The 17,886-nt window shown below is 66.1% G+C and carries 21 protein-coding genes and 1 tRNA gene; 16 read left to right on the plus strand and 6 right to left on the minus strand.

The window, feature by feature from the left end; genetic code table 11:
- Positions 1–39 precede the first annotated feature (39 nt).
- The 14 genes from N5C18_RS20250 (at position 40) to N5C18_RS20315 (ending at position 12,462) form a co-directional block, all read left to right on the plus strand.
- The gene (locus N5C18_RS20250) at positions 40–591 is read left to right on the plus strand and encodes a hypothetical protein (RefSeq protein WP_053448966.1); all 552 of its coding nucleotides are present in this window, start codon (positions 40–42) and stop codon (positions 589–591) included.
- Positions 588–1,178, plus strand: coding sequence for a phage baseplate assembly protein V (locus N5C18_RS20255; protein WP_279945500.1), 591 nt, complete (start codon positions 588–590; stop codon positions 1,176–1,178). Before N5C18_RS20250 ends, N5C18_RS20255 begins: the two co-directional genes overlap by 4 nt.
- Positions 1,179–1,230: 52 nt before the next feature.
- Positions 1,231–1,569 carry a GPW/gp25 family protein gene (locus N5C18_RS20260; protein ID WP_279945501.1) on the plus strand — a complete coding sequence of 113 codons (339 nt, stop codon included), beginning with the start codon at positions 1,231–1,233 and terminating at the stop codon, positions 1,567–1,569.
- A 2-nt stretch (positions 1,570–1,571) separates the two neighbouring features.
- Complete coding sequence (locus N5C18_RS20265) at positions 1,572–2,468, plus strand: baseplate J/gp47 family protein (protein ID WP_279945502.1); 897 nt, start codon at positions 1,572–1,574, stop codon at positions 2,466–2,468.
- Between the two features lie 229 nt (positions 2,469–2,697).
- Positions 2,698–3,240 carry a phage tail protein I gene (locus N5C18_RS20270; protein WP_279945547.1) on the plus strand — a complete coding sequence of 181 codons (543 nt, stop codon included), beginning with the start codon at positions 2,698–2,700 and terminating at the stop codon, positions 3,238–3,240.
- Between the two features lie 7 nt (positions 3,241–3,247).
- Positions 3,248–5,329 (plus strand): tail fiber domain-containing protein, encoded by a 2,082-nt coding sequence (locus tag N5C18_RS20275; protein ID WP_279945503.1) that lies wholly within the window; start codon positions 3,248–3,250, stop codon positions 5,327–5,329.
- A 1-nt stretch (position 5,330) separates the two neighbouring features.
- Positions 5,331–5,963 (plus strand): hypothetical protein, encoded by a 633-nt coding sequence (locus tag N5C18_RS20280; RefSeq protein WP_004154668.1) that lies wholly within the window; start codon positions 5,331–5,333, stop codon positions 5,961–5,963.
- Positions 5,964–6,065: 102 nt separating this feature from the next.
- Positions 6,066–7,268: a phage tail sheath C-terminal domain-containing protein gene (locus N5C18_RS20285; RefSeq protein ID WP_279945504.1), complete on the plus strand. Its 1,203-nt coding sequence runs from the start codon at positions 6,066–6,068 to the stop codon at positions 7,266–7,268.
- A gap of 2 nt (positions 7,269–7,270) precedes the next feature.
- On the plus strand, positions 7,271–7,774 hold the full coding sequence (locus N5C18_RS20290; RefSeq protein WP_004154666.1) for a phage major tail tube protein: 504 nt from the start codon (positions 7,271–7,273) through the stop codon (positions 7,772–7,774).
- Between the two features lie 81 nt (positions 7,775–7,855).
- On the plus strand, positions 7,856–8,146 hold the full coding sequence (locus N5C18_RS20295) for a phage tail assembly protein (protein WP_004154663.1): 291 nt from the start codon (positions 7,856–7,858) through the stop codon (positions 8,144–8,146).
- 120 nt (positions 8,147–8,266) lie between these two features.
- Positions 8,267–10,729 (plus strand): phage tail tape measure protein, encoded by a 2,463-nt coding sequence (locus tag N5C18_RS20300; RefSeq protein ID WP_279945505.1) that lies wholly within the window; start codon positions 8,267–8,269, stop codon positions 10,727–10,729.
- A 2-nt stretch (positions 10,730–10,731) separates the two neighbouring features.
- Entirely contained in the window at positions 10,732–11,199 is a 468-nt protein-coding gene (locus tag N5C18_RS20305) for a phage tail protein (RefSeq protein ID WP_004154659.1), read from the plus strand.
- On the plus strand, positions 11,183–11,398 hold the full coding sequence (locus tag N5C18_RS20310) for a tail protein X (RefSeq protein ID WP_053448959.1): 216 nt from the start codon (positions 11,183–11,185) through the stop codon (positions 11,396–11,398). The genes N5C18_RS20305 and N5C18_RS20310 overlap by 17 nt, the downstream gene beginning before the upstream one ends.
- Positions 11,389–12,462 carry a contractile injection system protein, VgrG/Pvc8 family gene (locus tag N5C18_RS20315; protein ID WP_279945506.1) on the plus strand — a complete coding sequence of 358 codons (1,074 nt, stop codon included), beginning with the start codon at positions 11,389–11,391 and terminating at the stop codon, positions 12,460–12,462. The genes N5C18_RS20310 and N5C18_RS20315 overlap by 10 nt, the downstream gene beginning before the upstream one ends.
- A gap of 31 nt (positions 12,463–12,493) precedes the next feature.
- On the opposite strand, the gene N5C18_RS20320 is transcribed toward N5C18_RS20315, so the two are convergent.
- Positions 12,494–12,874: a tautomerase family protein gene (locus tag N5C18_RS20320; protein ID WP_279945507.1), complete on the minus strand. Its 381-nt coding sequence runs from the start codon at positions 12,872–12,874 to the stop codon at positions 12,494–12,496.
- Between the two features lie 519 nt (positions 12,875–13,393).
- On the opposite strand from N5C18_RS20320, the gene N5C18_RS20325 reads away from it, so the two are divergent.
- Complete coding sequence (locus N5C18_RS20325) at positions 13,394–13,801, plus strand: hypothetical protein (protein WP_279945508.1); 408 nt, start codon at positions 13,394–13,396, stop codon at positions 13,799–13,801.
- Between the two features lie 52 nt (positions 13,802–13,853).
- On the plus strand, positions 13,854–14,417 hold the full coding sequence (locus N5C18_RS20330) for a hypothetical protein (RefSeq protein WP_279945509.1): 564 nt from the start codon (positions 13,854–13,856) through the stop codon (positions 14,415–14,417).
- A gap of 84 nt (positions 14,418–14,501) precedes the next feature.
- Here the strand turns inward: N5C18_RS20330 and N5C18_RS20335 are convergent.
- The 5 genes from N5C18_RS20335 to mltG form a co-directional block, all read right to left on the minus strand.
- A tRNA-Val gene (locus tag N5C18_RS20335) sits at positions 14,502–14,576 on the minus strand.
- 133 nt (positions 14,577–14,709) lie between these two features.
- Positions 14,710–15,063: a PilZ domain-containing protein gene (locus N5C18_RS20340; RefSeq protein WP_004146965.1), complete on the minus strand. Its 354-nt coding sequence runs from the start codon at positions 15,061–15,063 to the stop codon at positions 14,710–14,712.
- Positions 15,060–16,016, minus strand: coding sequence for a DNA polymerase III subunit delta' (locus N5C18_RS20345; protein WP_279945510.1), 957 nt, complete (start codon positions 16,014–16,016; stop codon positions 15,060–15,062). Before N5C18_RS20345 ends, N5C18_RS20340 begins: the two co-directional genes overlap by 4 nt.
- The gene (tmk, locus tag N5C18_RS20350; RefSeq protein ID WP_053448942.1) at positions 16,013–16,678 is read right to left on the minus strand and encodes a dTMP kinase; all 666 of its coding nucleotides are present in this window, start codon (positions 16,676–16,678) and stop codon (positions 16,013–16,015) included. Before tmk ends, N5C18_RS20345 begins: the two co-directional genes overlap by 4 nt.
- A complete protein-coding gene (gene mltG, locus N5C18_RS20355; protein ID WP_053508655.1) occupies positions 16,675–17,736 on the minus strand; it encodes an endolytic transglycosylase MltG in 1,062 nt (353 codons plus the stop codon). Before mltG ends, tmk begins: the two co-directional genes overlap by 4 nt.
- Between the last annotated feature and the right edge of the window lie 150 nt (positions 17,737–17,886).

Genomic DNA, 17,886 nt, shown 5'->3' on the forward strand with positions numbered 1-17,886 from the left:
ACCGGCCCTGCCCTCCTTCCATTCACTGCATGAGCTGACATGGCGACCGATTCCCCTCCTCCGACGCTCGACGCGCTGCACAGCGCCATCGAAACCGCGATACGCGCGCACTTCCCGGGCCTTGCCACCGTTGCGTTCTATCGGGAATCCAGCACGGACAACATGCCCATGCCGGCCTGCCTGCTGGCCATGACCCGTTGTGATCGCAACAAGGAAAACAGCGACGGCAGCGGCCTGCTGCACGCCCTGCTGCGCTTCGAGGCACGCATTGTCGTAGCGGCCAATGCCGATGCAGCGCTGCAGGTACGCAATGCCGCCGTCGCCCTGGCAACCTGGCTGCACCAGCTCGGCCGCTTCCCCGGGGCCGCCAGCGGCGCCATCGATGTGATCGCCGCGTTGCCCGAAGACGTTGCGACGGCACAGCCTGGTCTCCGCAGCTGGGTGGTCGAGTGGTCGCTGCCGATCGCCCTGGGCAGCAACGCGTGGGAGGACACCGGCGGCGTGGTGCCGCAGGCCTTCTACAGCTTCGCGCCCGAGATCGGCCGCGCCCATGAGCCACGCTACCAGCCACTGCCGGAGCACGCACCATGAGCGCCGAACATGCGCGGCTGATTGGCAACCTGTTGATGATCGGCGTCGTGCGCGAACTCGACGAAGCCGCAGCGCGCGTACGCGTCGATGCCGACGGCATGCTCACCGACTGGATTCCCTGGCTGGAGCGACGGGCCGGGCCGGGCATGCGCAGCTGGTGCGCGCCCGAGCCGGGCGAGCAGGTGGTGCTTGCCTGTCCCTATGGCGACCCGGGCCAGGCGCTGGTGCTGGGCAGCCTGTACCAGGACCGCTTCGCCGCACCGGCTGACTCGCGCCTGCGGCAGCGTACCCAGTACGCCGACGGCAGCATCGTCGAGTACGACCAGGAAACCACCACGCTCAGCGTCAACGTCGGCAGCGGCAAGGTCATCGTGACCTGTGCAAGCGCGCAGGTGATCGCCAGCGAATCGGTGCTGCTCGATACACCGTCGATCAAGGCCACCGGCGACCTGGACGTGACCGGTGCGATCACCGCCGGCAAGGACATCAGCACTCCGGCGGAGATCAAGGCCGGCGCCATCGGCCTGAAGGCACACAAGCACACCGCGCAGGGCCCCACCGCACCGACCACGCCGGCCCAGGCCTGACCGGCCACGCCTGCAATGCCCTGAAAACCTGCACTCCACGACGATAGAGACCATGCGAGGAATCGACGCCAACACCGGCAAATCCCTGGATGGGCTGGCCCATCTGCACCAATCCGTGCGTGACATCCTCATCACGCCCCTTGGCTCCCGCGTACTGCGCCGCGAATACGGCTCACGCGTGTTTGAACTGATCGATGCGCCCACCAATCGCTCGCTGCGCATGGACCTGATTGCCGCCACCGTCGACGCCCTGGCGCGATGGGAACCGCGGCTCCACGTCGAGAACGTCGACGTCTCCCTCCCCGCCCCCGGCGTGATGATCCTGGCAGTCACCGGCATCCATCTACCCGACGGGCAGGCCATCACCATCGAAGGAATCGAGGTTCGCTAACCGTGGCATCCGGCTCGTTCACCAGTGTCAATCTGTCCCAGCTGCCTGCCCCGGCGGTCATCGAAGTGCTCGATTTCGAAGCCATGTTCGATGAATCGCTGACTGCGCTGCAGGCCCTGGATCCCACCTTCGACGCGCTGCTGCCGTCGGACCCTGCTTTCAAGATCCTCGAGGTCTGCACCTACCTGCGCCTGCTCGACCGCCAGCGCGTCAACGACGCCGCACGTGGCGTGATGCTGGCCTATGCGATCGGCAGCGACCTGGACCATCTCGCTGCGATCTTCGGCATCGCCCGCCAGGTACTGGACCCGGGCAAGCCGCAGGAGGGCATCGCGCCACGCTACGAGAGCGATGAAGATTTCCGCCGCCGTATCCAGCTGGGCCCGGAAGGCTTCAGCGTGGCCGGGCCGGAGGGTGCGTATGTATTTCATGCCCTCAGCGCCGACCCGCGGGTACTCGATGCGAGTGCGACCAGCCCCACCCCGGGCGAAGTCGTGGTCTCGGTGCTGTCGCGCGAGGCGGACGGAACCGCCACCCAGAGCCTGCTCGACATCGTCGAGGCGAAGCTGAGCGCCGATGACGTGCGGCCGCTGACCGATCACGTGCTGGTGAAGCCGGCCACGATCGTCAACTACACGGTCGACGCCACGCTGTTCACCTTCGCCGGCCCGGACTCGCAGGTGGTGCTCGCCGAGGCGCGCAACCGCCTGGATCGCTACATCGGCGAATCGCACCGCCTCGGCCGTGACGTCACCCGTTCGGGCCTGTTCGCTGCACTGCACGCCGAGGGGGTACAGCGCGTGGAGATCATCCGCCCGGACACCGACGTGGTGGTGGATCGCACCCAGGCCACGCACTGCACCGGCGTGACCCTGACCCATGGCGGCACCGATGAATGAGCCCAGCACGCGCCTGATCAACGCGCGCCTGCGCGGCGCGATCGATGGCCGCAACCGCACCTTCCGCCACCCCGGTGGCGCGCTGGCGACGCTGCAGGCGGTGTACCGCACGAACGCGCAAGGACGGCAGCCACTGCAGGGCGGCGTCATCGAGGGCAGCGTGGTGACCCTGGCTGCTGCACCGGTGCCCGGCGAGATCATCGACGGCGACGCCCAGATGGTGGTGCCATTGGCAGCGAACCTGCTGCCCGCCAATGCCACCCGTGCCGAGCGCGCGCTTGCCCGCGCCAGCGTGGCGCGCCCGCTGCCGGTGGACATCACTGCACTGTGGGACGCCGACCGCTGCCCGACCGCACTGCTGCCCTGGCTGGCCTGGGCGCTGTCGGTGGATGAGTGGAAGGCCTATTGGCCCGAAGCCGTCAAGCGCGCCCGGGTGCGCACGGCCATCGCCATCCAGCGCCGCAAGGGTACAGCCGGCAGCGTGCGCGACGTGGTCGCTGCCTTCGGTGGCTCAGTGCTGATCCGCGAATGGTGGCAGCTGCAGCCCAAGGGACCACCGCACACCTTCGAAGCAGTGATGACCATCGCCAACCAGAGCGGCCAAGCCGCCACGGCGATGTTCGTCGAGGACGTCATCGGCGAAATCAGCCGGACCAAGCCGGTGCGATCGCACTTCACCTTCACCCAGGGCATGCAGGCCGACGCCGCCGTCGGCGCCCTTGCAGCCGCCCACGCCACGGCCTTCCGCCGCCTTCAACTGATCGGAGAGTAACCCCCGCATGCGCTTGAAAATCACCGATGCCGGCTTCGCCAGGCTGGTCAATCCGCCGAACACCGGCACCAACGCCATCCTGATTACGCAGATTGGTTTGACATCCACTGCCTTCACTCCATCGGCAGGGCTTACCGCGCTGCCAGGCGAAATCAAACGCGTCGCCAGCTTCGGCGGGCAGGCGGTGGGCGATGACACCGTGCACGTCACCATCCGCGACGACAGCGCAACGGCCTACACGCTGCGCGGGTTCGGCCTGTACCTGGCCGACGGCACGTTGTTCGCCACGTATGGCCAAGCCGATCCGATCATGGAGAAGTCGGCCGCCTCGATGCTGCTGCTGGCCACCGATACGCGCTTCGCCGAGGTGGACACCGCACTGATCCAGTTCGGTGACGCCGGCTTCATCTATCCGCCCGCCACCACCGAGGTCGTGGGCGTGGTTGAACTGGCCACGAGCACCGAAGCCGAAGATGCGACCGACACTCAGCGCGCGGTGACGCCGCGTGGCGTACGCGCCTACACCGACAAGCGCTTCGGTGCCAGCGCCCCGACCGCACTGGCGAAGACACTGCTGTCGGCTGCGACCACCACGGCAGCCCGCACCGCGCTGGAACTGAAGAGTGCCGCACTGAAGGACACCGGGCATGGCAACGGCCTGGACGCCGACACCCTGGACGGCAAGCACGCCTCCGAGTTCGCGCTGGCCGGTGATTTCGCCACGGTGGGCCACAAACATGTGATTGCTGAGGTGACCGGGCTTCAGTCGGCACTGGATGGCAAAGCGACGAAGGCGGGCAATACCTTCACCGACCAGCAGTTCATTTCGGGTAGCTGGCCCCTGGTTGGATTCGGCAGTGCCGGCGCGGAACAGTCGTTCATCGGTGGCTGGGCGAACACGGGCCTGTGGCGCGTGTGGAGTGCCGATCGTAATGCCAGCAGCGAGATCACCATCAAGCATGGCGACTCGCCGCGCTGGAATGGCTCGGTCATATGGCACGCCGGCAACTTCGCGCCGGAATCGAAGATGGACAAGACCGGCGGGACGTTCACCGGACACGTCGGCGTGAATGGAAACTCGCTTCGTTCCTATGGCTGGAATGGTGTGGCCAACGATGGCGTACTCGTGCTGGGCGACGCCAACTCGTACATCTTCAAGAACGGATCGAATTTCACTTTCGCCAATGCGGCAGGCGGATACACCGCCATGCTCAACGCCGGCGGCTATGTCTGGACCAGCGGCAACTTCGATCCGGCAAGCAAATTGAACAAGGCCGGCGACAAGATGACCGGCCCGCTCAAGGTGCAAGCGGGTAACGGCTCGTTGATTCGCATTGTCAATGATGGCACCAGCAGCACCATGCTCCAGTCCGTCAATGCAGCTGAAGACGCATTCGCGAAGTTGCTCCTGACCGGGGAAGGCGTGAGCCTCCAGGGTCGGGGCCAACAGGTGGATATTGGCAGCAACGTGGACGTTGCGATCAGCGCAAATGGGCTGCGGTACAACGATTCCCAGGGTGCCAACCGCGTTCACTTCACAGCGAACGGCGAGATCGTCGCCAAGCCCATCAACGCCTCCCCAGGCAATGCGGTTGGATCATTCGGACTGATCTCACAAGGCAATTACGGAGGCGGGCTCGGCTTCATCGATACGGGCGGCAACACGCATGGCGGCATCTGGACCGAGTATCAGACATTGCAGTTCGGCGTCAGTACGCCCGGAGCGCTGACACCGAAGATGTCACTTACCTCAGCGGGCGTTCTTTCTGCCGTCGGCGGATATGACTTTGGCTCTTCGCGCAAGCTGAAGAACATCGAAGGCACGCTGCCCTACGGCCTGGCGGCTGTCGAGCGGATGGAACTCGCAGCCGGCCACTACAAGCCCGAATACAACGACGACGGCCGTCGCCGCCTGTTCTTCGTCGCCGAGCAGCTGGCCGAACTGGTGCCGGAAGCGGTCGACCTGGAAGGCGTCGAGTTCCAGGGCGAGCGCGTGGCATCGGTCAAGCTCGACCAGCTGCTGCCGGTCCTGGCCAAGGCCATCCAGGAGCTGTCGGCCGAGGTTCGCGCCCTGAAGGCGGAGCGTTGATATGGCCAGTGGCTATCGCTCCGGCGGCACGGATTTCGATGACCTGTTCGATCCCTATGTAGAAGGTCCGCTGGCACAGGATTCGGGCCGCCGCGTCGGCGGCACCGACCTGAGCCGCCGCTACGCCCACATCCAGTACGGCAGCAAGCGTGCGGACGTCGGGCATCGCATCGGCGGCATGGACGTGTCGAACCTGTGGGCGGCCCGGGGCACCGCGCAGTACGACGCGGTCACCATCCCCAACCCGAGCATCGGCGGCTCGTCCTACGCCGGCGCTGCGCCCAATGGACACGCGGCCTTCAGCTTCAAGTCCAACGGCATGGTGCAGACGTGGACGAACAACCCCAACGGCGTCACCCGCACCTTCGGTCCATGGCTCATCCGTGGTATCGCGAGCAACTTCGAGATCCGCTACACCAAGGTCGAAGGCGATGCGAATCCTTCCGGAACGGGTGCCTGGTTGAATCTCGGTACCGATCGCTACTGCGGATTCGACGTTGTCCATGGCAGCGCGGGCTGCAGCCTCATTGTCGAGATTCGCCGAGCCAGCACCGGCGTCGTCCTGGCGCGCGAAGACCAGGTCTACATGAGCGCATCGCACTCGCGTGGTGACACCGGCCCCATCCTGGAATGACGCCGCGGCCACGATTGCAATTATCGCCAGCGCCACCTTCTCCGAACATTACCCCGTCGCCTGCACAAGCCGGCACACACCCACACCGAGGAAGAACCCCGAATGACCGAATTTCTCCATGGCGTACAGGTCGTCAACATCGATACCGGTGCCCGTTCGATTGCCATCGCCTCCAGCAGCGTGATCGGCATCGTCGGCACCGCACCGCTGGCTGACACCGAAGCGTTCCCCATCAACACCCCCGTCCTGGTGACCTCGCCCTCGCAGGCGGCCAAGCTGTCGGCCAAGACCGGCGCCGAAGCCGGCACGCTGCCCGGCGCACTCGATGCGATCTTCGATCAGTCCAGTGCTGTCGTCGTCGTCATCCGCGTCGAGAACGGTGCCAACGAAAGTGCCACCCTGGCCAACGTGCTTGGCGGTGTGAACGCACAGACCGGCGCCTATGAAGGCGTGCACGCCCTGCTGGCGGCCAAGTCCATCGTCGGCGTCAAGCCGCGCATCCTGGTCGCACCGGGTTTCACCCATGTGCATCCCACCGATCCGGCCAAGCCCGAGGCCGTACTGGCCAACCCGGTCGTGGCCGAGCTGCTCGGCATCGCCGACAAGCTGCGCGCGGTGATCATCAAGGACGGCCCGAACAGCAACGATGAGGCCGCCAAGAGCACCACCGCCCTGACCGGTTCCAAGCGCGTCTACGTGGTCGACCCGGCGCTGCTGGTGCAGTCCGGTGATGCCATCGTCACCCGCTACGCCTCCGGTGCCGTGGCCGGCGCCATCGCCCGCAGCGACAACGAACGCGGCTGGTGGGCATCGCCGTCGAACCTGGAACTCAACGGCGTGCTTGGTACCGCGCGTGCCATCGACTTCGGCCTGTCCGACGCGACCAGCCGCGCCAACCTGCTGAACCAGTCCAACGTGGCGACCATCATCCGCGAAGGTGGCTTCCGCCTGTGGGGCAACCGCACCGCCAGCAGCGACCAGAAGTGGCAGTTCCTGTGCGTGGTGCGCACCGCCGACATCATCGCCGACAGCCTCGAGGCCGCCCATCTCTGGGCTGTCGACCGCGGCATCAGCAAGACCTACGTCGATGACGTGCGCGAGGGCGTCAATGCCTTCCTGCGCGGCCTGAAGACCCAGGGCGCGATCCTCGGCGGCAACTGCTGGATCGACCCCGATCTGAACGCAGCGGACAGCGTGGCCCAGGGCCGTTTCTACTGGGACTTCGACTTCACCCCGACCTACCCGGGTGAACAGCTGACCTTCCGCATGCACATGAACAACAACTACGTCTCGGAGATCTTCTAAGCATGGCGCGCAACGTCCGCAAGAACTTCAACTTCTACGTCGATGGCAAGGGCTATGCCGGCAACGTGGAATCCTTCACCGCTCCGAAGCTGACGCTGAAGACCGAGGATTTCCAGGCGGGTGGCATGTTCGCCCCGACCGAAATCACCCTGGGCCACGAGAAGCTTGAAGCCGAGGCCGTCCTCATCGCCGATGATCCGGACATCATGGGCAAGTTCCATGTTGTGGAGAGCAAGGAGTATTCCTTCACCGCACGCGAGGCACTCGAATCCAGCGACGGCAGCATCACCGCCGTGGTCCACAACATGCGCGGCAAGGTCAAGGCCATCGATCGTGGCGAGTCCAAGTCCGGCGAGAAGGGCACGGTGAAGATCTCGCTCGCGCTGAACTACTACAAGCTCACCCACGGACCGCTGGTCGTCCAGGAGCTGGACGTGGTCAACATGATCGCCAAGCAGAACGGCGTGGACATGCTGGCCGGCCTGCGCAGCGCCCTGGGCATCTGACCCCGCACGCATCTCCACAGCACCGGGGGCGCCTCGCGCCCCCGCCTTCATCGCGCTCCCTCGATTTCCAGGAACACATCCATGTCCAGCAAGACCAAGACCGCCAACGACCACGTCATCGAACGCGATGGCTATGCCGAAGTCACCCTCACCCGCCCGCGCCAGGTCAATGGCGTGGAGACCGCCGTGCTGCGCATGCGCGAACCCACCGTGGAAGACATGGAGCGGTTCCAGGATGACAAGGGCAGCGATGCACAGCGTGAGGTCCGGATGATCGCCAACCTGTGCGAGATCCCGCCGGACGACCTGCGCAAGCTGCCGCTGCGCGACTACGCCCGCCTGCAGTCGGGGGTCGCGCTTTTTACCACCTGACCCTGCCGCAGATCAGGCAGGGAGTGCTCGCCCTGGCCGGCCATACCGGCTGGGCCCTGCGCGAAATCATGACGCTGCGGGTGTCGAAGTTCATCTGGTGGATACAAGGATTGCCGGTACATGGCGAGTAACGTTCAAACGACAACGATCACGATCGGTGGCTCGATCTCGGGCTCGCTGAAGTCCGCACTGTCCTCCACCGAGGATGGACTGAAGAAGATCGGCAGCGAACTGGACAGGCTGGAGCGCAAGCAGCGCTCCATGAGCAAGGCGAACCCCTCGCTGGTGAAGCTCAAGCAGAACGTTGCCGGGCTGCGCCAGGAGTTCGCCAGGCTCTCCAGCGAGGGCGATCGCCTGCGCAAGGTGCAGACCGGCCTGGAGCGCGTCGAGAAGGCGAGCACCGCCAATCTGCGTAGCCGCAAGAAGCTGGGAACCTCCTTCAAGGAGTCACGCACCCTGCTCGGCAGCGCAGTGACCCAGCTGGCCAAGCCGGTCGAGAACGCCTCCAGCTTCGCCCGCCAGAACCAGCAGATCGGCAGCGCAGCGGGCCTGGACAACGGCCAGGTCAAGGCGCTGGGCAGGACAATCCTGGCCGAGACCGGCAACACCAACCAGAAGGCGAATGACCTGCAGCGCGCCATCCGGCTGCTGGTCGACGCCGGCATGGATGCACAGTCGGCGCAGACCAGCCTGCGCGCCATCGGCCGCACCGCCACCGTCACCGGCACCGGGATCGACGACGTCTCCAGCGCCGCCGTTGGCCTGCAGCAGTCATTCGACATCGACCCTGCCAACATGCAGTCGGCGCTGGATGTCCTGGTCGTCAGCAGCCGCCAGGGCGGGCTGGGGCTGAAGGACATGGCCAAGGTAATGCCGGTGCTGGGAACGTCGTTCCAGGCGCTGAAGCTGCAGGGCAACGCCGCAGCGGCCACCATGGGCGCGGCACTGGAAGCCACGCGCAGGTCCGCGGGCGGCGCTGACCAGGCAGCCACCCAGATGAAGGGCTTCATGACATCGATCATGTCGCCCGAGCTCCAGGCCAAGGCCAAGAAGGGATTCGGCCTCGACCTGCGCAAGGTCATCAGCGACGCGCAGAGCAGCGGTGGCAACCCGTTCGACGCTGCGATGCAGGCCATCATCCAGGCCACGGCCGGCGATCAGCAGAAGATCGGCAAGCTGTTCGGCGATGCACAGGCGAAGAACTTCGTCGGCCCGATGATCCAGAACTGGGACCAGTACACCCGGATCCGCGACAAGGCGCTCAATGGCTCTGCCGGAACCACCGATGCGGCTTACGCCAATGCCATGCAGACTGACCCGGAGAAGATCCAGGGCGCGAAGATCGCCGTGGACAACCTGTCCAAGGCCTTTGGTGCGGCGTTGCTGCCCGCGGTCGGCGACGCCGCGGTGAAACTGACCGAACTGCTGAACGGCGTAACCACCTTCGTGACCGAGAATCCGAAGCTGATCGCCAATACCACCAAGGTGGTGGTGGGCATGCTCGCCATGCGCAGCGCGGTACTCGGTGCCCGTTACGCCTGGACGTTCGTGAAGGGTCCGATCCTGGGCGTGCAGAAGGTCTTCCAGCTGTTCCGTGCCGGCAACCTGCTGGCCCAGCTGGGGCGCTTCGGCCCGATGGCCATGCGTATCGCCTCGGTGTTCCGCGTCGTCGCCACCGCAGTGGGGGCCATTGGTGGCGGACCTATCGCGGTAGCTGTGGCCGCGCTCACTGCCGGTGCCCTGCTTGTCCGCAAGTACTGGGAGCCGATCAAGGCCTTCCTCGGCGGTGTATGGGAAGGTCTCAGCAGTGCGGGCACCTCCGCGATGGGAGAACTGGTGAATGCCGTTGCGCCGCTGCGTCCGGCGTGGGAGGCCGTGGGTGCCCTGCTGGGGCAGGCCTGGGACTGGCTGTCGCGGATGCTGGCCCCGGCGCAGTACACCGGAAACGAACTCTCCCGCGTGGGCGAGATCGGCAAGCTGGTGGGCGAAGCACTCATGCTCAACTTCCGCGCCGTCATCCATGTCGCTGGCTTCGTCGCCGAGGTCTTCAGGATGATCGGTGAGGTCATCGGCACCGTGGCCGGATTCATCGTCGTCACCTTCGGCGGCGCCTGGGACTGGGTTGCAGCAAAGGTCAGCAGCGTGATCGACACGATGATGACCAAGATGGCCCCCTTCATGAAGGTGGTGGGCACCATCATGGACAAGGTCGGGGGCGTGCTGGGCACCGCCAAGGACAAGATCGCGTTTGGTGTGAACACCGCGGCCGATGCCTACGGCGCGATACGCGCAAACGGCGGCATACAGCTCCCGCCGGTGATGCTCGCGCCCGCCAGCATGCACAGCGCCAGCGTGCAGCCACGCATGCCGAATGCCTTTGGTACACCGGCCGGGCGTGCCGCACCGGAGATGCCTTCGCCCACACCGCGCAGCGCCACCACGGTGCAGCAGCAGCAGACCAACAACATCACCATCCACCAGCAGCCAGGCGAATCCAGCGAAGCGGTGGCGCGCCGCACGGCCGACGAGCTGCAGCGTCGCAGCGCGGTGACCGCCCGTGGTGGCCTGGCAGACAGGAACTGAGCATGAAACGCGAATTCGTAACCGGCGCAGTGGACAAGCTGCTGTCGCAGTTCAAAGCCAACGACTCCGGCAACGCCCCGGTCCTGCTGATGCTGGGCGGCTTCAAGTTCAGCCTCAACACCGCGGTCTTCCGGGAGATCCAGCAGTCCAACGAGTATCGCTGGCAGGCGCAGGACCGCGTCGGCCAGATGGCGGCCCTGCAGTACACCGGACCGGGCTCGGCCAGCATGACCCTGCCTGGCGTCATCTACTACCAGTTCCGCGGCGCCGGCAATGAGCTCGCACAGCTGCGCAGGCTGGCCGCGCAGGGCACGCCTCATCGACTGCTGACCGGCAAGGGCGGCAACCTGGGCCTGTGGGTCATCGAGAAGATCGATGCCACCGCCAGCGAGTTCACCGCCGACAGCGCGATCCTGAAACAGGAATTCACCCTTTCACTGCGGAAGCACAGCGATGGCACCAACGTATAACACCCGCGACGGCGATGTCGTCGACCGTATCGCGTATGCGCACTATGGCGAGCAGTCGCCGGCCATCCTGCGCGCGGTACTCGACGCCAACCCGGGCCTGGCCGCGCGCGGCCCGGTGCTGCCTGCCGGCGTGGCGATCACCCTGCCGGAGATGCAGCGCCCGGCCAGCGAGCGCAAGGGAGTCGCCCTGTGGGATTGAACATCGCACCGGCCTTCCGCGTGGTGGCCAACAGCCAGGACATCACCGACAAGATCATGGCGCGCTTCAAGTCGCTGCGCATCACCGACGAGACCGGCAACACGTCCGACACGCTGGAACTGCAGCTGGCCGACCATGATCCGTCCGATCCGATCCAGCTGCCACCCGTGGGCGCGGAACTGGAAGCCTTCATCGGCTATGACGGCGAAGTGCGGCGCGTGGGCCTATACATCTGCGACGAGGTGGAGATCTCCGGCTTTCCCGGCAGCATGACGCTGCGCGCCCGGGCGGCACCGTTCGAGACCAGCAAGGGGGGCAAGAGCGACCTGCAGACGCAGAAAACGCGCACCTGGAAGAAGGGCACCACGATCGGCGACATGGTGCGGCGCATGGCCGGCGAGCATGGGCTGAACGCAGCGGTGAGCGCATCGCTGGCATCGATCGTGCTGCCGCTGACGGTGCAGTCGCAGGAGTCGGACATGAACCTGCTGCTGCGCCTGGCCAAACAGCACGATGCCATCGCCAAGCCCGGAGGCGGGCGCCTGGTGTTCGTGAAGCGGGGCGAATCCACCAGCGCCAACGGCGAGCGCATTCCCGATGTCACCCTTACCCCGGCCGATGGCAGCGACTATCGGGTAACCCTTGCCGCACGCGAAGATGCCGGCACCACCATTGCCTACTACCGCGATGTGCGCGGTGCCAAGCGCCAGGAAGTGAAAGTGGGCAGCGGCGAACCGATCATGCGCCTGCGCATGGCCTATGCCGACCGGGAGAGCGCAGAGGCGGCCGCACGCGCCAAGCATCGCGAGCAGGCACGGCAGACGCGGACGCTCAGCTACACCCTGCCCGGCCGCGAGACACTGATGGCCGAAGCCACCGTGGTGATGCAGGGGTTCCGCGAAGGCGTGGATGGCCAGTGGCTGGTCAAGCGCGCCGAGCACAGCATCGGCAGCGAGGGCTACGTCACCCGCATCGAATGCGAACAACCCAACAGCGCCGATGCAGTGAAGGCGGCCAGCAGCGCCGCGGCCACCGAAGGCGAGCAGGTAGCCAGCGAAGTGTAGATCCACGCCATGCGTGGATGCTTTTTGCACATCAACTCACGTACTGCGCCACGCCATTACCAAACGACCAGTTCTCCTTCTTCACTTCCACCAGGTTGATGAACACATCCTCGCGGCGGATGCCCACCGCCGCGTGCAGGCCCTCGGCGATGCCCGCATACAGCGCCTTCTTCTGCTCCAGCGTGCGCCCCTCGTTCCAGGTGATCTGGATGCAGATGAAGTCGTCGGTGCGGTCCACGCCCAGGTAGCCCGGGTCGTAGATCAGCGTCCCGGCGTCGTGCTGCTGGAAGATCTGGAAGCGATCGTTTTCCGGAACGCCCACCGCACGCATGGCCTGGTAGATGGTTTCGCCGACACGTTGCAGGTAGTCGGCGGATTTACCTTTGCGAAGATCGATGCGGGCGAGCGGCATGGCGGGGCTCCAGGGCCAGGTGGGACGGCAGTGAGCCGAGACTACGCCCGTCGTGAGCGGCGGCACAGCGCATGGATGGAACGTCTGCTTTCATGGATGGCACGTTCGAGGGCACCTGCGCCGGATGACGTGATTGCCATCTACCTGGGCCGTGTAGCGGCGCTGCTTCGTTCAGACAAGGCGCGGATTGCCCCATGGGGGGGTGGAATCCCGTCGTGGCTGGCGTTGTTACAACTTTCCTCAATGACTTCCGTCTTTAAGCGGATCGATGATCGCCTCGCCAAGGCAGCACGCCTTGGTCGGGATTGGCGTCTCGAATAAAGGAACAAGCTACTGGAAGTTGCGATCTTGATCGCAGCAAAGAGAATGCACCGACTGCCTTCTATGGCGGGCGGTGCGTGGGGATCGCGAGATCCGCCGGGCCTTTTCTCCCAGTGAGCTTTTCTGCCTTGGTACGCCAACCCGCACCGCCCGCCACCTTCACTCCGAAGGTGGCCTTACGCCAGTGAGGGTTTTGCCATGACCAAACGAGCCGCATCGCTTCCGCGCCTGTACGCATTGATTGCCGACATCGCCAACCAGGTTCCCGACGACATCGCACGCGAGATCGAGTGCGCGCTGGACGAACAGAACCTGCCCGTGCAGTCACCCACGTTTTTCTCCTGCCTCAACGCCATCAGCAACGCCGAGGGCGAGGATGGGCAGCCGTGCAGCAGCCTCACCCTTGCCGCGAGCCATCACGCTTCGCTGCGCCGCTCGATGGCAGGACTCAGCGCAGTGCTCGATCTGCTGCAGGCCGCCGACCGCGCGCGCAGCGAGGCCGGCCCGGATGAACAGCTGGGCGCCTTCCACACCGACGGGTTGATCGTGGCCGCGCGGCAGCTGGTGCGCGAAGCCAACCATTGCCTGGAAGGTGGAACCGCCTGAGCCTCTGGGCGCGACGTGGCTACAATCGCGCAGGGAATCGCAGGAGACCGCAATGGACGCCGAACACCTGGAGTACTTCAAGGCCGCCCTGGAAGGCCGCGCAACGGTCGGCTGGAATGTCTGGTTTGCCGCCAACCAGCAGGCGCTCGCCCAGCAGGTGAGCCGCCCTGCCCTGCTGCGGTTGAAGTTCAATCACCTGCATGAAGCCGAGCGCCTGCTGGCCGAAGCCGGCGTCGTGCCGGCCAGCACGGCGGGCAAGCGCTATGAGGTGTATTGCGCGCAGCTGTCAGCAGACGTGGTGGACGAGAACGGCCGTCCGTTGCCTGCGGTGTGGCGCGCGGCGCACGGCGGCGCCATCGGCCTGCTTGCCGATGGCGAACACGAAGCGGGCCGGGCAAAGCTGCTTGCGGAGTTCAGCCGCGCGCGCAAGCGCGGGCTGCAGCAGGCGCATGAATGGTTGAGCGATGTGTGCTTCGAAGGCGAGATGGAGCTGAGCGGCGGCAATGCCGAGGTGGGCCGCAGCCTGCTGGCGGTGGTGGTGCAGGCCGGCAGCGGCTACGACCTGTTGGATGGCGTGGCGATGATGGCCCGCGAACGGCTGGAGGATCCGGGCTGAGACGGAGCCTGCTTCGGCGGGCGCCACGGAACCCCAGACAACAAAAAAGCCCCCATTGCTGGAGGCTTTTTTCGTTCTGCAACATGGTGGGCGGTACAGGGATCGAACCTGTGACCCTTGCCGTGTGAAGGCAATGCTCTACCGCTGAGCTAACCGCCCGGTGTGTTGCTGAGCCGCTCATTATAGGGGCTTTTCAGAGGCCGTCAACCATTTTTCACATTCGTGTTCACGGGCGTTTTCCGGGGCACGCAGTCGAGCATGGCTCGACTCTACAGAACCGCCCAGCGGCGCCTCACATCGTATGGGTCGGCTTGTCCGAACTGGTCAGGCCGGCCAGTAGCGTCTCGATCTTGTGGCGCACGCCCTCGCCTTCGGCGCCATCGGCCAGCTGCACGCCGATGCCGGCGGTGCGGTTGCCCTGCGCGCCGGCCGGGGTCACCCAGATCACCTTGCCGGCCACCGGCAGGCGCTCGCTGGAATCGGGCAGGGTCAGCAGCAGGAACACCTCGTCGCCCAGGAAATAGCGCTTGGGCGTGGGCACGAAGATGCCGCCGTTCTTCACGAACGGCATGTACGCGCTGTACAGCGCGGCTTTGTCCTTCACGGCCAGGGACAGGATGCCCTGGCGGGCGTTGCTGGCACTCATCGATTTCCCCTTGCGGCAGGCCGCTCGTTCACCTTGTTCCAGGCCAGCAGCAACTCCACCACCGCAAGGTCTGCACGCACCGTGGTGCGCAGCAGGTCGCGGGTGCGGTTGGCCGCATCGAACCAGGCTGCAAGCTTGTGCAATCGCTCCGGCGTGGTCAAGGCATCGGTGCTGGCCTGGGCCAGCGCCAGGTCGGCAGCGAAGCGCAGGCGCAGCGCCGCGTTGTCATCACCGCACCACTTCTGCGCCAGCTCCACCACGCCGGTCTTGCCGGCCGCCAGCTGTTCCAGCTCGCGGCCTACCTCGCGGCGCAGGCTCAGGCCATCTTCGCGCAGCCAGTTGTCGGCCTGGCCGGGATGGCCGCGCGCGGCGTCCAGCGCTTCGCGCGCCGATGCTTCGCTGTGGCCCTGCTGCTGCAGCCACGCCAGTGCTTCCTCGCGGGGAGGCAGCTTGAACTCCAGCCGCAGGCAGCGGCTGCGCACGGTCTGCGGCAGGCGCGCCGGATCGCTGCTGATCAACCACAGATAGCGGCCGGGCTGCGGCTCTTCCAGCGTCTTCAGCAGCGCATTGGCCGCCGAGCGGTTGATCGCATCGGCCGGGTCGACGATCACCACCTGCGCCACGCCGTACTGCGGCGTCAGCGCCAGCTTGTTGGTGATCTCGCGTACCTGCTCGATGACGATCTCGGTACGCAGCTTGTCGCCGCTCTTGTTCGGAATGAAGCTGACCAGCTGCAGGTCCGGATGCGTGCCGGCGGCGATCAGCTGGCGCGTGCGCGTGGCATGTGCAGCGTCGCCACGTGCCAGCACATGGTCAGCCAGCGCCAGCGCCACCTCATGCTTGCCCAGACCCGCCGGGCCGCAGATCAGCAGGCCGTGGCCGAGGCGATCAGCATCGAGCGCAGCCACGGTCTGCTCGAACGCGCGCTGCTGCCATGGCGAGAACGTACTCATGCGCCCTCCCCGTCCTGCAGCCAGCGCTCGACACGCGCAACCACATCAGCGGCGACGCGTTCCTGCACCTGGCCGGCATCGATCAGCGCGAAACGCTGAGGGTCCTGCTGCGCGCGGCTGCGGAACACGGCGCGCACACGCTGGAAGAAATCATCCTGTTCGCTCTCGATGCGGTCCGGCCACAGGTCGCGGCCATTGGCGCGCGCACGGCCCACGGCCACATCCACGTCCAGCAGCAGGGTCAGGCCGGGCAACAGGCCGACCGCGCGACGTTCCAGATCGGCAATCCACTGCGGATCAAGCCCGCGGCCACCGCCCTGGTAGGCGTAGCTGGAATCGGTGAAGCGATCACTCAGCACATAGGCACCGCGCTGCAATGCTGGCTGGATCACCTGGCGCACATGCTGCGCGCGTGCGGCGAACACCAGCAGCAGCTCGGCTTCGGCGCTGAGCGGCTCGGCGGCAATCTCGGCATCGGGCTTCAGCACCAGGCCGCGGATGCGCTCGGCCAGCGGCGTACCGCCCGGCTCGCGGGTCAGCACCACCTCGTGGCCGTGGCTGCGCAGGCAGTCACGGATGGCATTGATGGCGGTGGTCTTGCCCGCACCCTCGCCGCCTTCCAGGCTGACGAAACGCGGGTGGCGAAGCAGCGCGGGACTCATTGCGCCGGGGTCTCCTGGGTACGTTGCCGGCGCAGCTGCTGCAGGTAGCGTGCTACTGCGGCGTTGTGCTGGTCCAGGCTGGACGAGAACACGTGCGCGCCACTGCCGTCGCCGACGGCGACGAAGTACAGCGCGTCGCCCGACAGCGGCTGCGCAGCCGCCATCAGCGCATCGCGGCTGGGCATGGCGATCGGGGTCGGGGTCAGGCCGGCACGGGTATAGGTGTTGTAGGGCGTGTCGGTGGTCAGGTCGCGGCGGCGGATGTTGCCGTCATACGCGGCGCCGATGCCATAGATCACGGTCGGGTCGGTCTGCAGGCGCATGCCGATCTTCAGGCGGCGCATAAACACGCCGGCAATCTGCGGGCGCTCGCTGGCCAGCGCGGTTTCCTTCTCGATGATGGAGGCCATCGTCAGCAGTTCGTACGGCGTGTTGATCGGCAGGTCCGGCGCGCGGCTTTCCCACGCCTCGTCCAGCGCCTTTTCCATCGCGGCATGGGCACGCTTGAGTACGTCCAGATCGCTGTCGCCACGCTGGTAGACGTAGGTCTCCGGCAGGAAGCGACCTTCCGGATGCTGGCCACCGAAACCGAGACGCTGCATCAGGGCCGCGTCATCAAGCGTGTCGGTGGTGTGCAGCAGCGGCTCGGCGCGCTTCAGCGCGGCACGCAGCTGGCGGATGTTCCAGCCCTCGACGATCGTGACGCGGTGCTGCAGCACCTTGCCGGCGCGCATGCGCAGCAGCAGTTCGCGCGGGGTCAGGTCGGTGCTGAGCGCGTATTCGCCCACCTTCAGTTTGCCGGCGGCATCGAGCTGGCGCGCCAGCAGCTGCCACTGCGCATCCTGGCCTTCATCCACGCCGGCCTCGCGCAGTTTGCGCAGCACGCTGTTCATGCCATCGCCGCTGGCGATGACCACGCTCTCGGCGGTCGGGGTGATCCGCGCGTCGGCGAACTGGGTCTGCTGGTAGAAGAACCACGCGCCCGCACCGGCCACGACGGCGGCCAGCACCACCACCAGCGTTACCACGAACAGACACCCGCGCTTGGCTCCCGCCATGGACTACCTCTGAACTCGATTCCGTCGTGCAGGATACCGTGCCGGTGGATTGGGGTCATGACCGGGGGTGGCATGCGCCTGTGCCGACCCACCATCGGAACCCATCCGAACAATGGCCCCCACTGGTACCGGTAGTGCCGGCCGCTGGCC

The organism is Stenotrophomonas sp. GD03930 (genome assembly GCF_029839665.1).
GTDB lineage: Bacteria > Pseudomonadota > Gammaproteobacteria > Xanthomonadales > Xanthomonadaceae > Stenotrophomonas > Stenotrophomonas forensis.